Here is an 18,254-nt window from a genome sequence, read left to right as displayed (position 1 = left end):
ACGATACTATGCAATTTTTGAAAGGAGATATACAAGAGGGAATCTTGAAGGCAGCCGAAGAAGTGTTTCTGGAAAAGGGATACAAGGATGCCTCTATGCGTGAAATAGCTTCGAGGGCAGGGGTGACGGTGAGTAATATCTATCATTATTTCACCAATAAGGATGAGATATTCCGTACGATTCTGAAACCGGTATTGAATGATCTGTATGCTATGATTTATAATCACGATGCAGATCAGATGACGATAGACGTCTTTATGGATTCGGATTATCAGAAAATGTCTGTACGGGAATATATCAGATTGGTCTCTGAACATCGTGACCGTTTGCGGTTGCTGCTTTTTCAGGCACAAGGTTCTGTTTTGGAGAACTTCCGTTCTGAATATACAGATTTGATGACGCGTACGATTTCTGTTTTTTTTCAAGGAATGAAGCAGAAATATCCGCATATCAATATAGCAATAACTAACTTCTTTATTCACCTGAATACGGTATGGTTGTTTGCCCTACTCGAAGAGCTGGTGTTGCATCCTGTGAAGAAAGAAGAGATGGAGAAGTTTATAGCGGAGTATATCGCTTTTGAAACGGCTGGTTGGAAAGAGCTCATGAATGCATGAGCTCTCTCACTTTATTCTCTTACTGATATAAAAAAACGTCCGGCTTTCACAAGCCGGACGTCCTTGCCTCTTTTAGAATATGTCATCTATTCATATTCCAAAATGAATACATTATATGGTTTTTTCAACTTAACAACCAAATAAAAGAAATGCGGGTGAATCACTTCGGCCGATTTCTATGTATTTTTAATGTGGCTACGTAATATAATTATGACTAATTAATTTAATTCTGATACTGCAAAGATAGGGGCTTTCCGCTTTTCCCGCAATCCCCTAAAATGGGTATTCTTCTATCAATTACTAGCTATATATAGTGGTTCAGGCGTTTGCATAACTATGCATCCCTCCAAGAACATAATTTACCCCGAAATAGGTCATTAAGACGGTCAGGAAAGCAAGAATCATATAGATATGGAAGAATAGAGGCTTGCGGAAAATGCGCAGACTTTGTGAATGGAAGGCTACTCCATATACCAGAAAAGTAATCAGTGCCCATACTTCTTTCGGGTCCCACGCCCAGTATCGTCCCCAGGAAACGTTTGCCCAAACTGCTCCCAGAAAGATGCCTGCTCCTAAAAAGAAGGTGGCAGGGTAGAGTAGCAAGCGGCTGACTAGCGTCAACTGTTCTATCCGGTTGTCTTGTATAGCGTCGTTTCCGGAGACATTGTTTTCCGATTCTTTTTTCCGGAGGCATAATGCCAGTATTCCGTTTAGCATGATGAATGCCAATAGGGCATAAGACATCATAATCAATGAAACATGAATACTTAGCCATGGAGAGACGAGCACCGGCATTAATGGGGTTATCTGGGGATTCATTTGTCCCAGATAGGAAACCAACAAAGCAAAGCCGGAGAGGAGGAATCCGAATGGAAGTATAAATGGGAATCTTCGATGGAGCAGACAGGCTATCAAAAGAATACAAAGAGCCATAAACTGCATGGTTTCGTAACCGTTGCTAAGTGGAATACGACCGCCGATGTACCAGCGCAGGCAATACCCTGCTAAATGGAATATGAAAGCAAGATAGAGTGCAACAGAAAAGAAAGTTCCTGCTGTGCGGGAAATCGTTTTGGCTTTGGGCGAGAGGGTATTTCTTTGCAGGCTGTTATGAAGTAGAAGCAGGAAAGACAACACTCCCAATGACAGATTTATCATAAAAAGAATCTTGCTGAACGGAATCCGGTTGTAGAGTAATTCTGCTTTCACTTCCAGTTCGGAGAGAGGTTGCACGCTGCCATCAGTGGGTAATGGATGGATGAATGCTCCTTTTTCCAACATCAGGATCAGGCCTACTTTTTCATCTGTTTCCTGGATTGCTTTGGCGAGTTTGCTTTGTTGTCTTTGTTCACGTTGCCAATGTTCACGGAGACGGTAAACAGAACCGTCAAATAAATCAGTTAATCGAGCATAAGGTGTTTGTAAGTTTAATAAATGCTGTAATTCTGTATTTTTGATGTATATCAATGGCTCATTTCTCCACACTTCCGGATAAAGTAACCAGCCACCTATCACTTGTTCAGGTGTCAATCCTTTATATGAAGCTTCTCCTGTCAGTTTCTGAATGAAATCACGGGCTAATGTGTTGAAAGGTACTACCCGGTCGTGATAAATAACCTGTTCCTGTGCTAAACTGTCCGCTTGTGTTCGTTTCAATGCAGGAAGGAGTTTTTTTTGTGCTTGCATGTTACCTGCAAGGCAGAAAATAAACAGTATAAATACACCTCCTTTTTTAAGTAGCGGGTGGTTTAGCAGGCGTCGGAAATCACTACTGCGGGAAAATAGTAGCCAAATCATGGAGAGACCGAGCAGGATATATCCTGCATAAGTCACTCCTGTTCCCCATGGATCATAATTGACAGTCAGCCAGCTCCCTTTTCCGTCATCATCGAAAGATGACTGATAGAAACGGAAACCTTGTGATGTAAATATACGATTCATTGAAATCTGTTCGTGTAATAGAACATTTTTCTGTCCGGGAAGAGAGTAGGTGATATAGCTGATGTAGTCTGCCGGTGCTTCTGTTCCGGGATAGTATGCTATACAGAAACTATCTAGTTGTATTGTGAATGGCAGATCAGCTTTTCTGCCGCTTTCCGATTCCAGGAAACTGTCTATCGTTGCCCCCGGAAGCAAGTGTACGTATCCTTTTTTGCTTCCGATAAACGTAATCATGGCCCCCACCAAGATAACGAGGAGGGAGCCATGAAACAACAATATGGGGAACCGTCGCCATAAAGCGCGTCGGATGAGAGCAACAAGTGCAATGGTGGCAATTGTTCCCCACAAACAACAAAACCAACATGTATGATATATATTTCTTTCTACAAAATCTGTCCCATACGCTTGTTCTACGAAAGTAGTCACAGCGAGTAGTCCCACCAGACAGATATATAAGATAATAAGTAACCTTTTCAACTGTATAATCTTTTATGATATTAAAATGGAGCGTATTCCTTGTTCTTACATTCTTTCACTCCCATACATTCCATCTCAATCAACCATCCGGGACGGCATACCGGAGCATGAACAAATACTTTAGGAGTATGTGGGAAACGTTTGTCATACATTGCTTTAACAACTGTATAGTCGGCTATGTCACGCAGATATACAATCATTTGTCCCAAATCTTCAAACGTGCAGTCCGCTTCTTTCAACAGGGTTTCCACATTCTCCCACATTCGTTCTGTCTGTTTGCGGATGTTGCCGGGATATACCACATCGCCTTTGTTGTTGATACTTGCCGTTCCTGAAATAAATACCTGTCGGCGGTCTCCATAATCTACATACGTGCCACGTTCAAAGCTTACTCCATATTCATAAGTTGGGTTCAGATGGGTAGGAGCATAGAGGAAATGAATCTGTTCCGGTTGCAGTCCTGCTACGGCGTAAGTATCCATTTGTACCAGTACTTTCGGGTCGGCATGCCGGCCGTCGATGCCTGTGCTGGAAATATAATGTGTTTTTTCTGTCAGGTTTTGGGTGACGAAAACTTCATTACGTGCTTTCACTACTCCGGCATAATTCACATCTACATTTTGCACGAAAAACCATGTACGGATACAATTGTCTGCCAGTTTACAACCTTGTTCCATGAGTTGCATCACATAGTCGTTCAATAATAGACGGGTCTGGTATTCCGAATTGGCGGCACGATTGAATGCACTACCGCCCCAGAAGTGGCGATAGGCACTGTGTTTCACCTCAAAAAGCCCGTTATGTAAGACTTGTGTCTGTACATCTGTCAACAGGTAAACCCATAAGGCTATTTTTGTTCCGTCCAGCGGGGGCTGTTCCACAATGGAAAGTGCGCAGTCCGAACCTTCGGTTGTCAATGCCAGTAGTGTATCTGCCTGATTGGCAGCGTCACTAAGGAAATAACGTTTGAGGATGGCAACTGCTCCTTTCAATTCTTGGGTAAGTAAATAATCGTAGGTGTTTAATACTGCATTCAGCTGTTCTTCGTATGTATCTTCCGGTTTAGTAGAATGAATGATAATATGATACTCTGAAGCTTCTCCTCCTGCATTATATTTAAAAATCTCTGTTAGCGTCTTTTCAGACTGAATATTCTGTTGTTTTTTGTTGTTCATATCAGTTGGGTAAATAACTATTTATTCTTGCGCACCGTTATTGATCCAGTCGTCAATAAGGGTCAAAATCGGAGATGATACTATTTCTTTTGAGTGATCGTATCCCCAGGTTGAACTAATAGTGGTATTCAATAATGTGTGCAATACGCTTTCTTGCGCACTGCCCGGCTTGACGAGTAACATGCCATCTACTTTCTTCGACGGGCGGTTGACCAGTGCCTCGTAACTTTTGCCTTCTGTCAGATACAGGTTGGCTGCTGCCGAACTACTTCCGCCATGACAGTGTGCGCATGTCGTATTAAATACTTTTTCTTGAATGCCATGGTACATACCTACATTTACAGTTCCCACATCCATAAGGATGGTGTCGTCAACTGCTGTAAGGTCGTCCATTGACTGAAAACTGATAACTCGTTTTCTCAATTTATTAATAACGCACAATTCAATAGTGGTTACTTTATCACTGACTCCTGTCATCGTAACCTGGATCTCATCATCTTCGACCGCCGGAATTGTTTTGGTGACAACGGCATACTCGCTCTCATCATTGAAGCCTGCCACTACAACACTATAACCATCGGGCCATTTACTGATACCATTGATCTTACCGCTCATCTTCAGCGTGCGTCCTTCTTCTGATAGGGTCTCTGTCTTTTCGTAAATACGTCCGTCATCGCATGATGTGATATATGCCAATAACAGTAGATAACCTCCGAAAAGAATATATTTTTTCATAAACAAATCCTTTCTTGTGCTATTTAGAATGTATACTGAAGTAGAATACTGGCCGAATGTACTGCCAAACCTAAATCGTCGTTATCCCGATCAAGTTGGGTATCATGACCTTTACGGGCAATATACTGGTACATCGCTTGTAACTTCAGATTACAGTTCTTGAAAAAATAGTTCATACCCACGGCTGGCATATTTAGAAAACCATTGGTGTCCATTCCGTTACGGTTGAAGAAATCATAGCGTGCAGCTGCTTGCAGACGGGGGGCAACGAAGTAACCACCTTGTACATAGCCGCCCAGGTAATTATATGACTCGGAAATCTTTTGTCTTTTTGTGAAGCCAACATTCATATAATAGACTTCAGCACCCAGGTAAAGTTTGTTCTTTAGCATTGCAAACTCCAATCCGGCACGATAATCATTGGTACTTTCATTTTCACTTTCTACATTGATAGAGGTAGAAATACCAAACATGATTTTGTCTTCATTCAGCCTGTTCGGATTTCCCTGTGTAGCGGGCATCACTCCTTTAGGCATATAGGTGAAACGTCCGGCGTACAGTAAAGACGGAATGTGCCAGTCATCACTAAATGTTTTTGTTGCTGTATTTACCGCTGCACCCGTACCGTTGAATAAACCGATTTCATACCCGAATTTATCAGCTACCAAACCGTGAATCTCTACACCTAAATCGAATCCGGTGCCAATATTGGGTGTTACCGCATTCAAAGAATAGGGGAGGATAACGGGAGCAGTCAGTGATACTGGCAAACTAGGTAACAATGTTTCTCCCAGTGTTGTCAGGTAGGCATGTGAAAACGGAGTTTTGAATTTACCGACCCGGATGGCAAACTGCTTTTTCAGTTGAACATCAAACCAGGCTTGTTGAAGTAATGCGCCTCCACTGGCTGCCGCATTTATGGAAAGGTTGAAAGATACTTTATCGAAAGCCTTTCCGGTGAATCCGAGTACGGCGTAAGGAACTGAAAATCCGGAGTTGGCTATGTTATCTTGATTGTATGCTTTATCCAGTCCTTCATCGTCGTACCAATTGAAGTTTGCACTGGTCTGTACGAGCAGATAGGGTTTGAATACAAAATCTCCTTTCTTGGTTTCGATAGTGAATCCTTCTCTTCCAGCTAATGATACTACACCATTTTCTGTATCTTCTTCATGTTGTGCCATAGCGGCCAAAGGCATTATGGCAGTCAGCATGGCAATGATTATAAATCTCTTCATAATTACTTTATATATACTACTTTTAGTTTAAAGTGAATTTAAAAATGCAATCAGCGCATCCCGGTCTTCCTTACTCATATTCTTAAATAAGTTCTTTGATGCTTCTCCTTCTCCGCCATGCCACATGATGGCTTCTGTCAGATTGCGGGCACGTCCGTCATGCAAGAAATAAGTATGTCCGTTGACCTTTTCTTGTAAGCCGATTCCCCAAAGAGGGGTAGTACGCCATTCGTTTCCACGTGCCAGCCCGCTTATATAGTTGTCGTTCAGTCCGACTCCCATAATTTCAGAACCCATATCATGTAATAGATAATCAGAATAAGGGTGAATCGTTTGACCGCCTAACCACGGGAGTTGAGTATTATTTAATAAAACACTACCACGTGTCTTAGTGTGTAAAGTGGTCACATGACAGAGATGACATTTGGCTTTATAGAAGTTCTGTTCCCCTTTGATTACTTGCGGATCGTTTACATTACGCCGGGCGGGAACACCAAGACTTTGCATATAGAGATCTACGTTTTCCATCTCTTCTGTGCTGACATCCAGTTGGTCGTAAGAAAGCCCCATCATGCTACCTTGGTTTACTTGTATTTGTCCTTCACAGATTTCTTCCGGATAGCGGCTGTTGGTAACGCCCATATCACTGGAGAATCCCAATTCTACAGTTAAATCGGCATGTTGAGCTTTGTTGCCGGACAATCCCAGACTTCTCACTCCGCGTTCGGTGATGTAATTACATCGTCCGCTGATTCCATATTCGGGATAATTACTTTTTGCTGCAAGTGCTTCAATTTCAACAGGATCTAGTGCCATCATTTGCCCCATGCCTACATGGCGTAATGGAATACGTACGGTACAAAACAAATCTTCCGGTTTGATTTCTTCGGCATACCATTCAGATATAGTATAATTGGGTTTGCAAAGTGTGTAGGCTTCTCCATCAGGGAAAGAAAATGTCTCGTAAGTGTATTCCACAGACAGTTTGCCTTCCGGTTGCACTCCATAGATTGCCTGGTCATGAAGCACACGTCCATAATCTTGAAAGAAAGCTCCGTTTTTACGGGATATGTAGACTAGCATGGAAGAGAATCCATAGCTGCCCGATCCACCCTCTGTCCATAAAGAGGGTTTGGTACGTCCCGCATTCCGGTGGCAACTGCCGCACGAATAACCGGCATAAACGGGACCAAGTCCGCCGCCATGACCGTTGTTACTTGTACGTACATCGTCATATAGTCTGTCACCTCGGGTGAAACGTACATCGTATGCTCCTGTTATCCAATCTGCAGGCGTGTCATAAGCAACAGACGAATTCAAGAAAATAGTTGATGTTCCGGCTGATAGAGCATAGCCCTCCGGAATCTCGATATCCAATATGTCAATTCCGTCATCATCACAGGCAGAGCATGCCAACAGGCAAAAGAAAGAGAATGAATATTTTAGAAAGTGATTCATTGTTTATTGACTTTGTTTCAATAATATGTTTTAAACATACCAAAGAAGTAAAGGTGGATCATTGAATTCCAACCTTTACTTCTCAATAATATCTTAGCTAAGATAAAGCTTTATTGTACTTTACGTGGTTCACCGTTTTTGTAGAGAAGGAATTCCAATGTGTGGAAACCGCGTACATTTTGTGCCGATTCGACAGCAGCTTCATCATCACCTTCACTCCATTCGAGATCACTCCAACTTTGAGAATTCAGTATTTGTACAATAGCATTCTGATCCAAAGGCCAGCTGTCCATGTTAGGATCAAGTCCCATTTCGTCTACCGGACCGAATAAGAAAGCTTCGCTCTTTTCCCATGGTTCACGAGCAGTGATCCAAGCATCACAAGCTGTTTCAAAAGCACTATTTGACGGATTGTCTGCAAGGGCTATTACTGCATTGTAGAGAGCGTCATTTTTTTCTTTCAAACTTTTGTAGGTAGGCACTACTACTGCATCTACATATTGTGTTACTACAGGATTAAGTACTGCGTCCGTATTGATATTGTTGCTATTATTTGCAATATAGGATTTTAAGTCATTCTTCAGTATACTTTCCAGCTCTGCACAAGCATCCATAGCTGCTACCGTTTCGTTACTGGGAATATGATTACGGAAAGGTTGCGGAATATCCTGAATGGCTTTTGCCGCTTTTTGGATAGCATTCTTTATCTTGGTATCTAATGATGAATTAACACCGGCGATAACAGTAGATAAAGAATTAGCATTTATATTACCGTCTAAAGAACCGTAATATGCATTCCGGATGGAATAAATGTTATTGGTATAGTCATCACGAGAATGCCAGCTGTACCAGGATTCCACAGCATATAATGCTTCTTCAGTATTTCCGGCTTTATACAAGTTGTATGGGTCACCAATTTTGGCTGTACCGACTTCATTGGCAATTTCCGCGCATTTATCCACGATTTCTTCCACACAGCTCAAGGCGCTTGCGTAAGGAGAGGCACTATGAGCCTTGAACAGGGAAGCATAGCTTTCACCTCCTTTATAGCTTGAATTCCATGCGTTGTAGAGATTGGTTGCATCTGTTTTTAGAAGTGCTGCTACATTTCTCATGTAGTTATGCCAGCTTGATGCATTTTCAGGAGTGTAATCAATATTAGCAGGATCTACTGTTGGGTTGTCATCATCACTGCTGCAAGAAGTTGTTGTGAATGCTAATCCCAATATTAGGGCTGCGACATAAAAGAATTTTGTTTTCATCATATAAAAATTAAATAATTGATTATTTGTTATTTCTTAATAAACCATCCTATATAGGCAATTCCAATAGAAAATTCGTTTTCACTGTTGTATGACTTTGATACGCCAAAAACTTTATTTGTACCAATCTGGCGGGTTGCATAGTCTGCTTTTATCACTAAGTTTGGCAAAGCGTACCAATTTAATCCCGCTGTCCACATACTTACTTGGCAACGCTTTTCCATCGTTTGCCCTTTTTCCCCTTTCTCTTGTGGGTTGTAGTATTCATAGCGGGCAAATGGATAGATTACCGGAATCTTTTTATTGCCTCCGAAGACCGAGCGGATATTAATACCGGCTTCTGCTGCATAACTTACGGCATTCTTCGCTACCGGAGCCAGACGGCTGTAAGGCGATTTATTGGATAATTTGACATTTGCCTGACTTACTCCTAATGAATTTCCTAAATTTCCATATAAGATATTACCGCGTGCCGTTACATATTTATTGCGATACTGTGCATCTGCGGTGAAGATTCTTATCGGAATTTTTCCATAGCTTGCATAAGTCTGTTCTTTATCAGAGTTGGCTCCTGCATCTGCACAATAATAAAATGATGCACCTACACGTAAATTGGGAACTCCTTTATAGTCTAAACGAAATACATACGCGGGAGAAGTGAAGTTGTCTTCCTCAAAGATTCCCTGTTTGCCACTACCTACCCATGTGTTACGATCGAATCCATTAGGATTCAGGCCTGCTACCACCATAGCTTGATAATCGAAGCTTGCATACCCTTTTCCGAAAGAACCAAAGATTTCCAGACCATTTTCATGCCAGGTAGAAGGCAAAAGGCTTGTTTCACCTTCCGGGCGTGAAGTTCCGAAGAAATTGATCGGTTCATGGTGTGCGTTAGTCAATCCTACCGGAACAATAATATGTCCGGCACGTACATTGAGGGAGCGGTGAATTAAACGTGTGATGTGAAATTGTTCGATAGCTACTTCACCTCCTTTTTCAACTTCTGTTTCGTATTCACCGTTTTCGGTGTTTTCTAATTCGAAAGCTGTACCTGTTCCACCAGATTCGAACTCAATCTCTGCACCGAGTATCCATTTGGAATTGAACTTATAATCAAAAGCTAAAACGAAACGGGGAATTGAAATGGTATTCCTGTTTTTCTTTGGATTACCATCGTTTCCTCCATAGAAACGGTTGATGCCATAATCTTTAAAATTAGCGACCATTTCACCGTATCCTCCAAAACGGAATTTTGTATATTCTTCTGTAGAAGAAGAATTACTACTTTTGGAAATTTCTTTTGTCTCCTGTGCTGGAATTGTAAGAGAAGGTAGGAGACTAAGAATAACGATTGCTGTTATTTTTCTCATCTTTTTAATAATTTTATCGGCTGCAAAGTTAGATGAGGTTAAAAAATGTGGCAATACCTAATATTAGGCATAGTTGTTTCTTAAATTCAGTATATGTAGGTAATTTTAATCTAAAGAGTAAAAAAAATATAGTAGTAGATGAAATAAAACAGACAAAGGTGTATTTCAGTATGATAATTTTTACTGATATACACCTTTGTCTGTTGTTAGTGTGTAGAGTTGTCTTTATTATTTCATAGTGTCACCGATTTTGTTTGTAATTGAGCGAATCGTTTCTTCTACAACCAGTTTCCTTGAGTATATCTACCATCAGGAAACTACCTTTTCAGAAACGATTCAACTCAGACAAACTACATACAAACAAAGCTAAACTTATGCTAAGGTTATCGCTTAAACTGCCATCTTTATACCTTCTTTTTTACTGCAATATCGTTTGCATTGCTGGCAAAGGTCATATCCCAGCATGGCTCCTAAAATAAAATCTTCTTCGGCAGTCAGTTGGTTTAAAGGACGGATGATGATGTGCCGCATGGCTTCCATACATTCTGCCTTTCCAAAAAACAGGTTAATTTTATTGGTACCTACTTCCTGTATCATATAACTGATCTTTTGATTTTTCAATCGGCGGATGGCAAATTCTTCGTGCTCTTTACTCATTGTGTAAAGTACCATGTTGCGTACGCCTTTCTTAAACTCATAAATATGATTAAGAAAAATTCGGATTTCGCCGGGGATGATTCTTTCAGTTGCCATGATGCAAAGTATTCTTTTTATGTTAAGGTAAAATTAGCTAATTTCTTGTTTCACTTGTTCAGCCCATGCGCTGATACGTTCGTCTGTTTTGCTATCTTCGTTGACTTCGTCAAGTGGAAGACCTACAAACTTACCGTCTACGACGGCAATGGAAGAATCGAAGGTATAGCCTGCAGTATCTGTTGCTCCACAGAATTTGCAGTGGGTATCTTTCAGATCTTCATAAAGAATACCTATTGCGTCACAGAATGTGTCGCTATACGAGTCAGAGTCGCCGCAACCGAACAGGGCTACAGATTTGTGGGATAAATCACACTTCTTTAAAACTTTTACTCCATCGTACCAGTCATCTTGAAGTTCGCCTGCTCCCCATGTGGAAGAGCCGAGCACCAATACATCATATTCATTGACTAATGCCTCTGTTAGCTTGGATACATCAAATACATCTGCCGATGGTACATCTAATTTCTCTGCAATTCGACGGGCAAGGTCTTCTGTTGTTCCTGTTGTGGAACCATAAAATACACCAATTTTATTCATCTTTGATTCGTTTTTAAATGTAACGCTGCAAAGATAGAGGGTCTTAAAGAAATAGGAAATCCCCATTTATAATGGAAGATTTGTCTCCTTCTCATTATAAATGGGGATATATGGAATAAAAAATGGTCGATCTTTTTAATGGTGGAACAAGCGGATGCCTGTAAATGCCATTGCCATATTGTATTTGTCGCAAGTTCCAATCACATGATCGTCACGTACTGATCCGCCCGGTTGTGCAATATAGCTGACGCCACTCTTGTGTGCGCGTTCTATATTATCTCCGAATGGGAAGAATGCATCTGATCCTAAAGCTACGCCTGTCATCGTATCCAACCATGCCCGTTTTTCTTCGCGTGTCAGTATTTCAGGCTTTTCAGTGAAGAACTGTTGCCAGATACCGTCTGCCAGTACGTCGTCATAATCTTCCGAAATGTAAACGTCAATCGTATTGTCACGGTCTGCACGACGGATTTTTTCAATCCACGGCAAGTTCATCACTTTCGGGTGTTGGCGTAAATACCAGATATCTGCTTTATTTCCTGCCAGGCGCGTACAGTGAATACGTGACTGTTGGCCTGCGCCAATACCGATTGCCTGTCCGTCTTTGGCATAACATACAGAATTGGATTGTGTATATTTTAAAGTGATTAAGGCAATGATTAAGTCGCGTTTTGCATCAGCCGGGATTTCCTTGTTCTGCGTAGGCATCTCTTTCAAAAGACTTTCATCGATCTTCAATTCGTTTCTTCCTTGTTCGAAAGTTACTCCGAATACATCTTTATGTTCGATAGGAGCCGGGCGGTATGCAGGATCTATCTTTATTACATTATAGTTTCCTTTTCTTTTATTCTTTAGAATCTCCAGTGCTTCGGGAGTATAGTCAGGAGCAATGACGCCGTCGGATACTTCACGGTTGATGATGCGTGCTGTTTCTTCGTCACAAGTGTCGGACAATGCGATAAAGTCTCCGTAAGACGACATACGGTCTGCTCCACGTGCACGGGCGTATGCTGTAGCCAATGGAGATAGTTTCATGTCATCGACAAAATAAATCTTCTTCAGCGTGTCGCTCATTTCTACCGCAACAGCAGCACCTGCAGGGCTGACATGTTTAAAAGAAGCGGCAGCCGGCAGTCCGGTAGCTTCTTTCAGTTCTTTCACTAGTTGCCAACTGTTGAATGCATCCAATAGATTGATATAACCGGGACGTCCATTCAATACTTCGATGGGGAGTTCGCCTTCTTTCATGAAGATACGGGCAGGCTTTTGATTAGGGTTGCAGCCGTATTTCAGTTCGAGTTCGTTTGCCATTTTATTAATTACAAATTACGAGTTACTAATTACAAATTGATAGCGACAAAATTACTAAAAAAAGACTAGCTTGCCTAAAGTTACGCTACAAAATAGTAGCATATAATTAGTATTTGGCTATTTCCGGTGAATTAAAATACCTATAAATGATGATTGTATTTCAGCAAAATATTCCGTTCCTTTGCAGTCTCTAATATAAATAGGTATGATGGATAATTTACAAAAATATAAGCCAACTGATAAGATGATTGATCTCATCAGCGATAATTATTCTTTGTTGCAAGTGATGAGTCGTTTTGGGCTTTCGTTGGGGTTCGGTGACAAGACAGTCAAGGAGGTGTGTGAACTGAATGGAGTAGACTGCCGGACCTTTCTGATTGTAGTCAACTTTATGGCTGAAGGCTTTTCCCGGCTCGATGGAGATAAAGATGATATTTCCATACCTGCATTGATTGATTATCTGCGGCAGGCACATATTTATTTTCTGGATTTTTCTCTTCCCGCTATTCGTCGTAAATTGATCGAGGCAATCGACTGTTCGCAAGACGATGTTGCTTTTCTCATCCTTAAGTTTTTCGATGAATATACACGAGAGGTGCGTAAGCACATGGATTATGAAGAGAAAACCGTATTTAAGTATGTCGATTCATTGATTAAAGGAGTTGCTCCCAAAAACTATCAGATCAGTACATTTTCCAAGCATCACGATCAGGTAGGGGAGAAATTGACAGAACTGAAAAATATCATTATTAAATATTGCCCTGCCAAAGCAAATGAAAATCTTCTGAACGCGGCTCTTTTCGACATATATGCTTGCGAAGCCGGACTGGAATCTCATTGCAAGGTTGAGGACTATATTTTTGTTCCTGCTATTCTGAATTTGGAAAGGAGGATTAGGGAAAATGAAAAATAACGAAGTAGTTCGAATAGCTATTGCAGAGACCTCTGTAATTATTCGTGGTGGGTTGACTGCTGCATTGAAGCGTCTTTCTAACGTAAAAGTACAACCAATAGAATTACTGTCTGTTGAAGCTTTGCACGATTGCGTCCGAACGCAATGTCCCGAGATGTTGATTGTCAATCCTACTTTTGGTGATTACTTTGATGTAGCTAAGTTTCGAGAAGAAATATCCGGTAAAAGAATACGTTTAATAGCGTTGGTTACTTCTTTTGTAGATGCTTCATTATTGGGTAAGTATGATGAGTCTATTTCGATATTCGATGATTTGGAAACTCTTTCTAAGAAAATTGCAGGTTTATTGAATGTGGTTTCCGAAGAAGAAGAGATGGATAATCAGGATACGCTTAGCCAGCGGGAAAAGGAAATCGTCATCTGTGTGGTGAAGGGAATGACAAATAAGGAAATAGCGGAAAAGCTTTTTTTGTCGATTCATACAGTGATTACACACCGAAGAAATATTAGCAAAAAATTGCAAATACATAGTGCTGCCGGTTTGACTATCTATGCTATTGTAAATAAGCTGGTTGCATTGAGCGATGTGAAAGATTTATAGCCTGCGGAAGTGTTATAAAATATAAAACCGTTTGCGCACACGAAAAATATTCGTACCTTTGCAAAGCAGTTGAGAAATTGCTGTTAGTTTATAAGGTAAAAGAAAATATTAAATAAGGTATTAGATTAGACAGTTTAAGGTATTAAAAGTTTTTTAGTTTAGTTCAATAGGATAAGTTTTTAGTAGAAGGTAAAAGGATAACAATAGGTAAGACGTTTTTAGGTAAAAAGAAGATTAGTTTTCAGGAAATTTGAGGTACTATGGAAAAGCCTTTAGGCTTTTCTGATGCAGTGGCGAGTGGTTCTATAAAAAGAATTAGCTCGTTTTTTATTTATATGGGATTTAAGTCTGTGGATTGGATTAAGGTAATAAAAAACAAAATCCCGACGAAATCGCTTCGGCGGGACTCTATTTCATTTTTTACTTAAATGTGGCTACGTAATAAAATTATGACTAATTAATTCAATTCTGATACTGCAAAGATAATGCGTTTCAGAATGTGTCACAATCACCTTTATGAGGTATATTCTGTAGCTATTCTCACTATTTATGGTTAGTAGCAGGTGTTTTCTCTACTTTTTTCCACTCTTTAGTCTCGAAATCGTATGTTTTTATGATTCTAGCAGGGCATCCGGCACATATTGAATAGGGTGGGACGGAATGACTGACTACACTTCCGGCAGCCACTACGCAATGTTTCCCTAAAGTTACTCCCGGTAGAATGACCGAATTGGCACCTACCCATACATCATCTTCGATGACAACAGGCAGTGTGCTGACACCTTGTTCGTCAATCATCTTTTCTGCATCCTGATAATTATGGTTGAGTCCTGTGACCGTTACATTCTGTGCCAGGTTGACATGATTGCCAATATTAACCGGACCTATGATTGTGTTTCTCAATCCGATGCGTGTATAATCTCCGATTGTCAAGTCGCCAACTGCATTATTCAGACAAGAGAAGTCTTCGACAACAGAATATTTACCCAAAGAGAATCGGTTGAAAGGAGGGAGGTCTTTGCGTACACTCCGATAGATGACAGAACCCTTTCCGCGTTTCAGGTATATGAAATCGAAGAGCCGTATCCACCAATTAGGGCGAGTTTTAACGGGGTGCATGATAAAACGATGTACAGCCTGTTTTAAGCCGGGGTTTTCTTTAATTCGCTGTTTAAGTGTTTTCTTCTCCATATTGAATGTTTTTTCTTCTTTTTGTCCTCTACCAGATAATCAGGAATTGCCAGGCTATAAGTGATTAATAGACCGAAAAGTGCAATCCACCATCCGAATGATAAGGTCCAATTATATACGGTAATCAACGAAGTCCAAATACTTACGAAGATACATAATTTAAGTGGAGAAGGCGTTAATTGTTGTACGATCCGGTTGCAGAAACTCCAGTTTCCTTCAAATATGGAAGGGAGTAAGTAGGAAGTTGTTTTCCGGATACGTTTACGGTAAGGACAGGCGGGTGCGGACTGGCAATAAACAATCACATCCGGCAAGTAGTCAATGTATATATTCTGTCGGAATAATTTTCGTTCGATATTAGTCTTAGAACTTTTCATGTTCTTTTGCAGCCATTTTAGGTCGATTGCCATATTAGTTCCCAATAAATTGGATGACAGTCCGAATTGTGTATTGCCGGCTCTACAGAGGCTGTTTTTTATTTCCTCACGTATAGCCCGGAAGCGATTACGGATGCCTTTGCGGTTTTCTACTATCGTATGTAGTTGGATGGCTTGTACACCGGCATCATAGGCATTATATATCTTATTCAGGAATTGCGGAGATAAAGCGCATGCTGTATTGGACAGGAAGAGAACCAGATCATATCGTTCCTGATCTAAACTGTTGATTGCCTGATATAGATCGCTGTATGTGATAAACTCGTACTCTTCTTCTTTATACACATCCGGAAGAATACTTCCCTCCGGAACGAGAATGGCGCAACCATATTCCTTTTGAGCCTTCGGGTAGGTGATATGTTTGAAATGTGAGGCTATGGCCATCACAAAGAGGTATAGGAGCAAAAGCCCTGTACAGAAGAATACCAGATCATCTATTATGTAGATATAAGAGTCTATCATCTGGAAGGAGATTATACGTTCTCTTTTTGAATGAATGCAGTAACTGTTTTCAGAATAATCTTTATATCCAACCAGAAAGAGAATGTCTTTGCATAGGTGATATCCAATTGCTTGCGTTCTTCAGCAGAAAGTTTACCGGCTTCGCCTCTTTTCTCTACCTGCCATAAACCGGTCAATCCGGCCGGACCCATGAAACGGTCGATGTGTTCATCGCTTGTCAGCAACTCGGCTTCATAGAGTGGGAGAGGGCGGTTGCCTACTATTGACATATCCCCTTTTAAAATATTAATAAGCTGGGGTAACTCGTCAATACTATATTTACGTATAATACGTCCAATCTTAGTTATTCGAGGGTCATTTTCCAGCTTAACGAAAGCATTGCTTTTTTCCTTGGACTTCTTGTTTATGTAGTCTTCTTCGGAGATTACGAAATCGTCAGATATCAAGAGGATTTCTTCTTCATCGATTTCTTCATTCACTTCCGCTTCCGGTTCTTCTCCCCAAATATCCTCATCTTCCTGCTGATATTGGTTAAGGGCATTGAAATCCTTTAAATGCTTGTCTGCATCAGTATACATCGAACGGAATTTAAGGAAGTCGAATATCTGATAATTACTTCCTACGCGCTTGGATTTGTAGATAATAGGACCCTTACTTTCTATCCGGATAGCTAGTGCAGTAAATATTAAGAGAGGAGAAAGACATAATATCGCCATTCCTGAAAAGAAAATATCAAAGGTTCTTTTCCATAAAGGCAGGCGGAAAGCATTTATATTTTGTGCTTTAAGTTGAAGTGCCTTTATTTTCTGATCTTTTCTTCGTTTAAGGAAAGTTGATAAATCTTTTAAAGCCTCCTGGCTTGTTTCATATTTTATCGTATTGTTGATACCGGCTTTAAGGTATTCGGATGCTTCTTCCTTAGATAAGGAGTCGATAACGAGTACCATATAAAGCCCCGGATACTTTTTACGCATGTATTGGATATCTGCAATATCTTTGGATATGTTCACTTGTTCGAAAAATAGAGCTGCGTCATATTTTTCGCGTATTTTCTCCAATACTTTGACAGCTTTGCTACAATTGGGTGCAGCATAGAATACCCCAATACTTAGTCGGGAGAGTAGTTCTATTGTTTTGCTATCTCTGCCTATATAAACAAAATATTGCATGTGTAGAAGACCCGGTATTAGTCAATAATCTTTTTGATTCGGATTTTGAGTTCCAAAGGGTTGAATGGTTTCAGGATATAGTCTTCTGCTCCTTCTTCCAATAGTCTGATTCTTTCCGTTGTACTTTCCTCACTGGATAACATAACGATAGGAATTGACTTGAATAATTCATTGTTCTTCATGTATCTTAAGAATTCATCCCCCATCATGAGAGGCATACGAATGTCTGAAATAATGAGGTCAGGTACATTGCCTTCATTAAGCCATTCTATTGCTTTGATGGGATCTTCCAAATAGGTAAAATCATACTCTTTTCCTAGATACACACCGGTCACTTTTCCGATTGTCGATTTATCGTCGACTAGTAATATTTTTTTCTTCATACGAATAGACCTTTCTATCGCTTGCTTTGTTATTTGATTTATAGATTAAGATTGTTGTCACATAATATTTGTGATACACTGCAAATATAGATATTATTTTAGAATAATCCCCAATCAGGAGAGTAAAATTCGTGATATATCTTTTTTTTCTATTAATTGCAACTTACAGCATCTTAATGAAAAAACACGGATTCCATAAAAACTGGAATCCGTGTTAAAGA

At 40.4% G+C, this 18,254-nt stretch carries 17 protein-coding genes; 3 read left to right on the top strand and 14 right to left on the bottom strand.

Annotated elements, in window-relative coordinates:
• The first annotated feature begins 8 nt into the window (after positions 1-8).
• Positions 9-617 (top strand): TetR/AcrR family transcriptional regulator, encoded by a 609-nt coding sequence (locus tag HMPREF9010_RS01165; protein ID WP_004300131.1) that lies wholly within the window; start codon positions 9-11, stop codon positions 615-617.
• Between the two features lie 318 nt (positions 618-935).
• On the opposite strand, the gene ccsA is transcribed toward HMPREF9010_RS01165, so the two are convergent.
• The 10 genes from ccsA to HMPREF9010_RS01215 all read right to left on the bottom strand — a co-directional run bounded on the left by ccsA (position 936) and on the right by HMPREF9010_RS01215 (position 12,877).
• Positions 936-3,035, bottom strand: coding sequence for a cytochrome c biogenesis protein CcsA (ccsA, locus tag HMPREF9010_RS01170; RefSeq protein WP_032852976.1), 2,100 nt, complete (start codon positions 3,033-3,035; stop codon positions 936-938).
• A gap of 20 nt (positions 3,036-3,055) precedes the next feature.
• Entirely contained in the window at positions 3,056-4,210 is a 1,155-nt protein-coding gene (locus HMPREF9010_RS01175; protein WP_004303734.1) for a Rid family hydrolase, read from the bottom strand.
• Positions 4,211-4,231: 21 nt separating this feature from the next.
• Positions 4,232-4,945: a hypothetical protein gene (locus HMPREF9010_RS01180; protein WP_004300128.1), complete on the bottom strand. Its 714-nt coding sequence runs from the start codon at positions 4,943-4,945 to the stop codon at positions 4,232-4,234.
• A gap of 23 nt (positions 4,946-4,968) precedes the next feature.
• A complete protein-coding gene (locus HMPREF9010_RS01185) occupies positions 4,969-6,183 on the bottom strand; it encodes a porin (RefSeq protein ID WP_004303732.1) in 1,215 nt (404 codons plus the stop codon).
• A 27-nt stretch (positions 6,184-6,210) separates the two neighbouring features.
• Positions 6,211-7,641 carry a di-heme oxidoredictase family protein gene (locus HMPREF9010_RS01190; RefSeq protein ID WP_004311875.1) on the bottom strand — a complete coding sequence of 477 codons (1,431 nt, stop codon included), beginning with the start codon at positions 7,639-7,641 and terminating at the stop codon, positions 6,211-6,213.
• Between the two features lie 110 nt (positions 7,642-7,751).
• On the bottom strand, positions 7,752-8,906 hold the full coding sequence (locus tag HMPREF9010_RS01195) for an imelysin family protein (protein ID WP_008651745.1): 1,155 nt from the start codon (positions 8,904-8,906) through the stop codon (positions 7,752-7,754).
• Positions 8,907-8,932: 26 nt separating this feature from the next.
• Entirely contained in the window at positions 8,933-10,273 is a 1,341-nt protein-coding gene (locus tag HMPREF9010_RS01200; RefSeq protein ID WP_008651744.1) for a hypothetical protein, read from the bottom strand.
• A gap of 390 nt (positions 10,274-10,663) precedes the next feature.
• Positions 10,664-11,026: a DUF2023 family protein gene (locus HMPREF9010_RS01205; protein WP_004300123.1), complete on the bottom strand. Its 363-nt coding sequence runs from the start codon at positions 11,024-11,026 to the stop codon at positions 10,664-10,666.
• 33 nt (positions 11,027-11,059) lie between these two features.
• Positions 11,060-11,566 (bottom strand): flavodoxin FldA, encoded by a 507-nt coding sequence (fldA, locus tag HMPREF9010_RS01210; protein WP_004311873.1) that lies wholly within the window; start codon positions 11,564-11,566, stop codon positions 11,060-11,062.
• Between the two features lie 135 nt (positions 11,567-11,701).
• On the bottom strand, positions 11,702-12,877 hold the full coding sequence (locus HMPREF9010_RS01215) for a phosphoribosylaminoimidazolecarboxamide formyltransferase (protein WP_008651740.1): 1,176 nt from the start codon (positions 12,875-12,877) through the stop codon (positions 11,702-11,704).
• 208 nt (positions 12,878-13,085) lie between these two features.
• Between HMPREF9010_RS01215 and HMPREF9010_RS01220 the strand changes: the two genes are divergently transcribed.
• Positions 13,086-13,790 carry a hemerythrin domain-containing protein gene (locus HMPREF9010_RS01220; RefSeq protein WP_008651739.1) on the top strand — a complete coding sequence of 235 codons (705 nt, stop codon included), beginning with the start codon at positions 13,086-13,088 and terminating at the stop codon, positions 13,788-13,790.
• Complete coding sequence (locus HMPREF9010_RS01225) at positions 13,780-14,391, top strand: helix-turn-helix transcriptional regulator (RefSeq protein ID WP_004300118.1); 612 nt, start codon at positions 13,780-13,782, stop codon at positions 14,389-14,391. Before HMPREF9010_RS01220 ends, HMPREF9010_RS01225 begins: the two co-directional genes overlap by 11 nt.
• 543 nt (positions 14,392-14,934) lie before the next feature.
• On the opposite strand, the gene HMPREF9010_RS01230 is transcribed toward HMPREF9010_RS01225, so the two are convergent.
• From HMPREF9010_RS01230 to HMPREF9010_RS01245, 4 genes are read right to left on the bottom strand one after another with little or no spacing between them, the layout of a single operon-like run.
• The gene (locus tag HMPREF9010_RS01230) at positions 14,935-15,582 is read right to left on the bottom strand and encodes an acyltransferase (RefSeq protein ID WP_004303727.1); all 648 of its coding nucleotides are present in this window, start codon (positions 15,580-15,582) and stop codon (positions 14,935-14,937) included.
• On the bottom strand, positions 15,534-16,481 hold the full coding sequence (locus HMPREF9010_RS01235; RefSeq protein WP_004317854.1) for a glycosyltransferase family 2 protein: 948 nt from the start codon (positions 16,479-16,481) through the stop codon (positions 15,534-15,536). The genes HMPREF9010_RS01230 and HMPREF9010_RS01235 overlap by 49 nt, the downstream gene beginning before the upstream one ends.
• Positions 16,482-16,492: 11 nt before the next feature.
• On the bottom strand, positions 16,493-17,650 hold the full coding sequence (locus HMPREF9010_RS01240; protein WP_004300115.1) for a sugar transferase: 1,158 nt from the start codon (positions 17,648-17,650) through the stop codon (positions 16,493-16,495).
• Between the two features lie 17 nt (positions 17,651-17,667).
• Positions 17,668-18,033, bottom strand: coding sequence for a PleD family two-component system response regulator (locus HMPREF9010_RS01245; protein ID WP_008651738.1), 366 nt, complete (start codon positions 18,031-18,033; stop codon positions 17,668-17,670).
• Positions 18,034-18,254: the final 221 nt, after the last annotated feature.

It is taken from the genome of Bacteroides sp. 3_1_23 (assembly GCF_000162555.1).
Taxonomy (GTDB): Bacteria; Bacteroidota; Bacteroidia; order Bacteroidales; family Bacteroidaceae; genus Bacteroides; species Bacteroides ovatus.
This window is presented reverse-complemented; position numbering and strand designations above follow the sequence as displayed.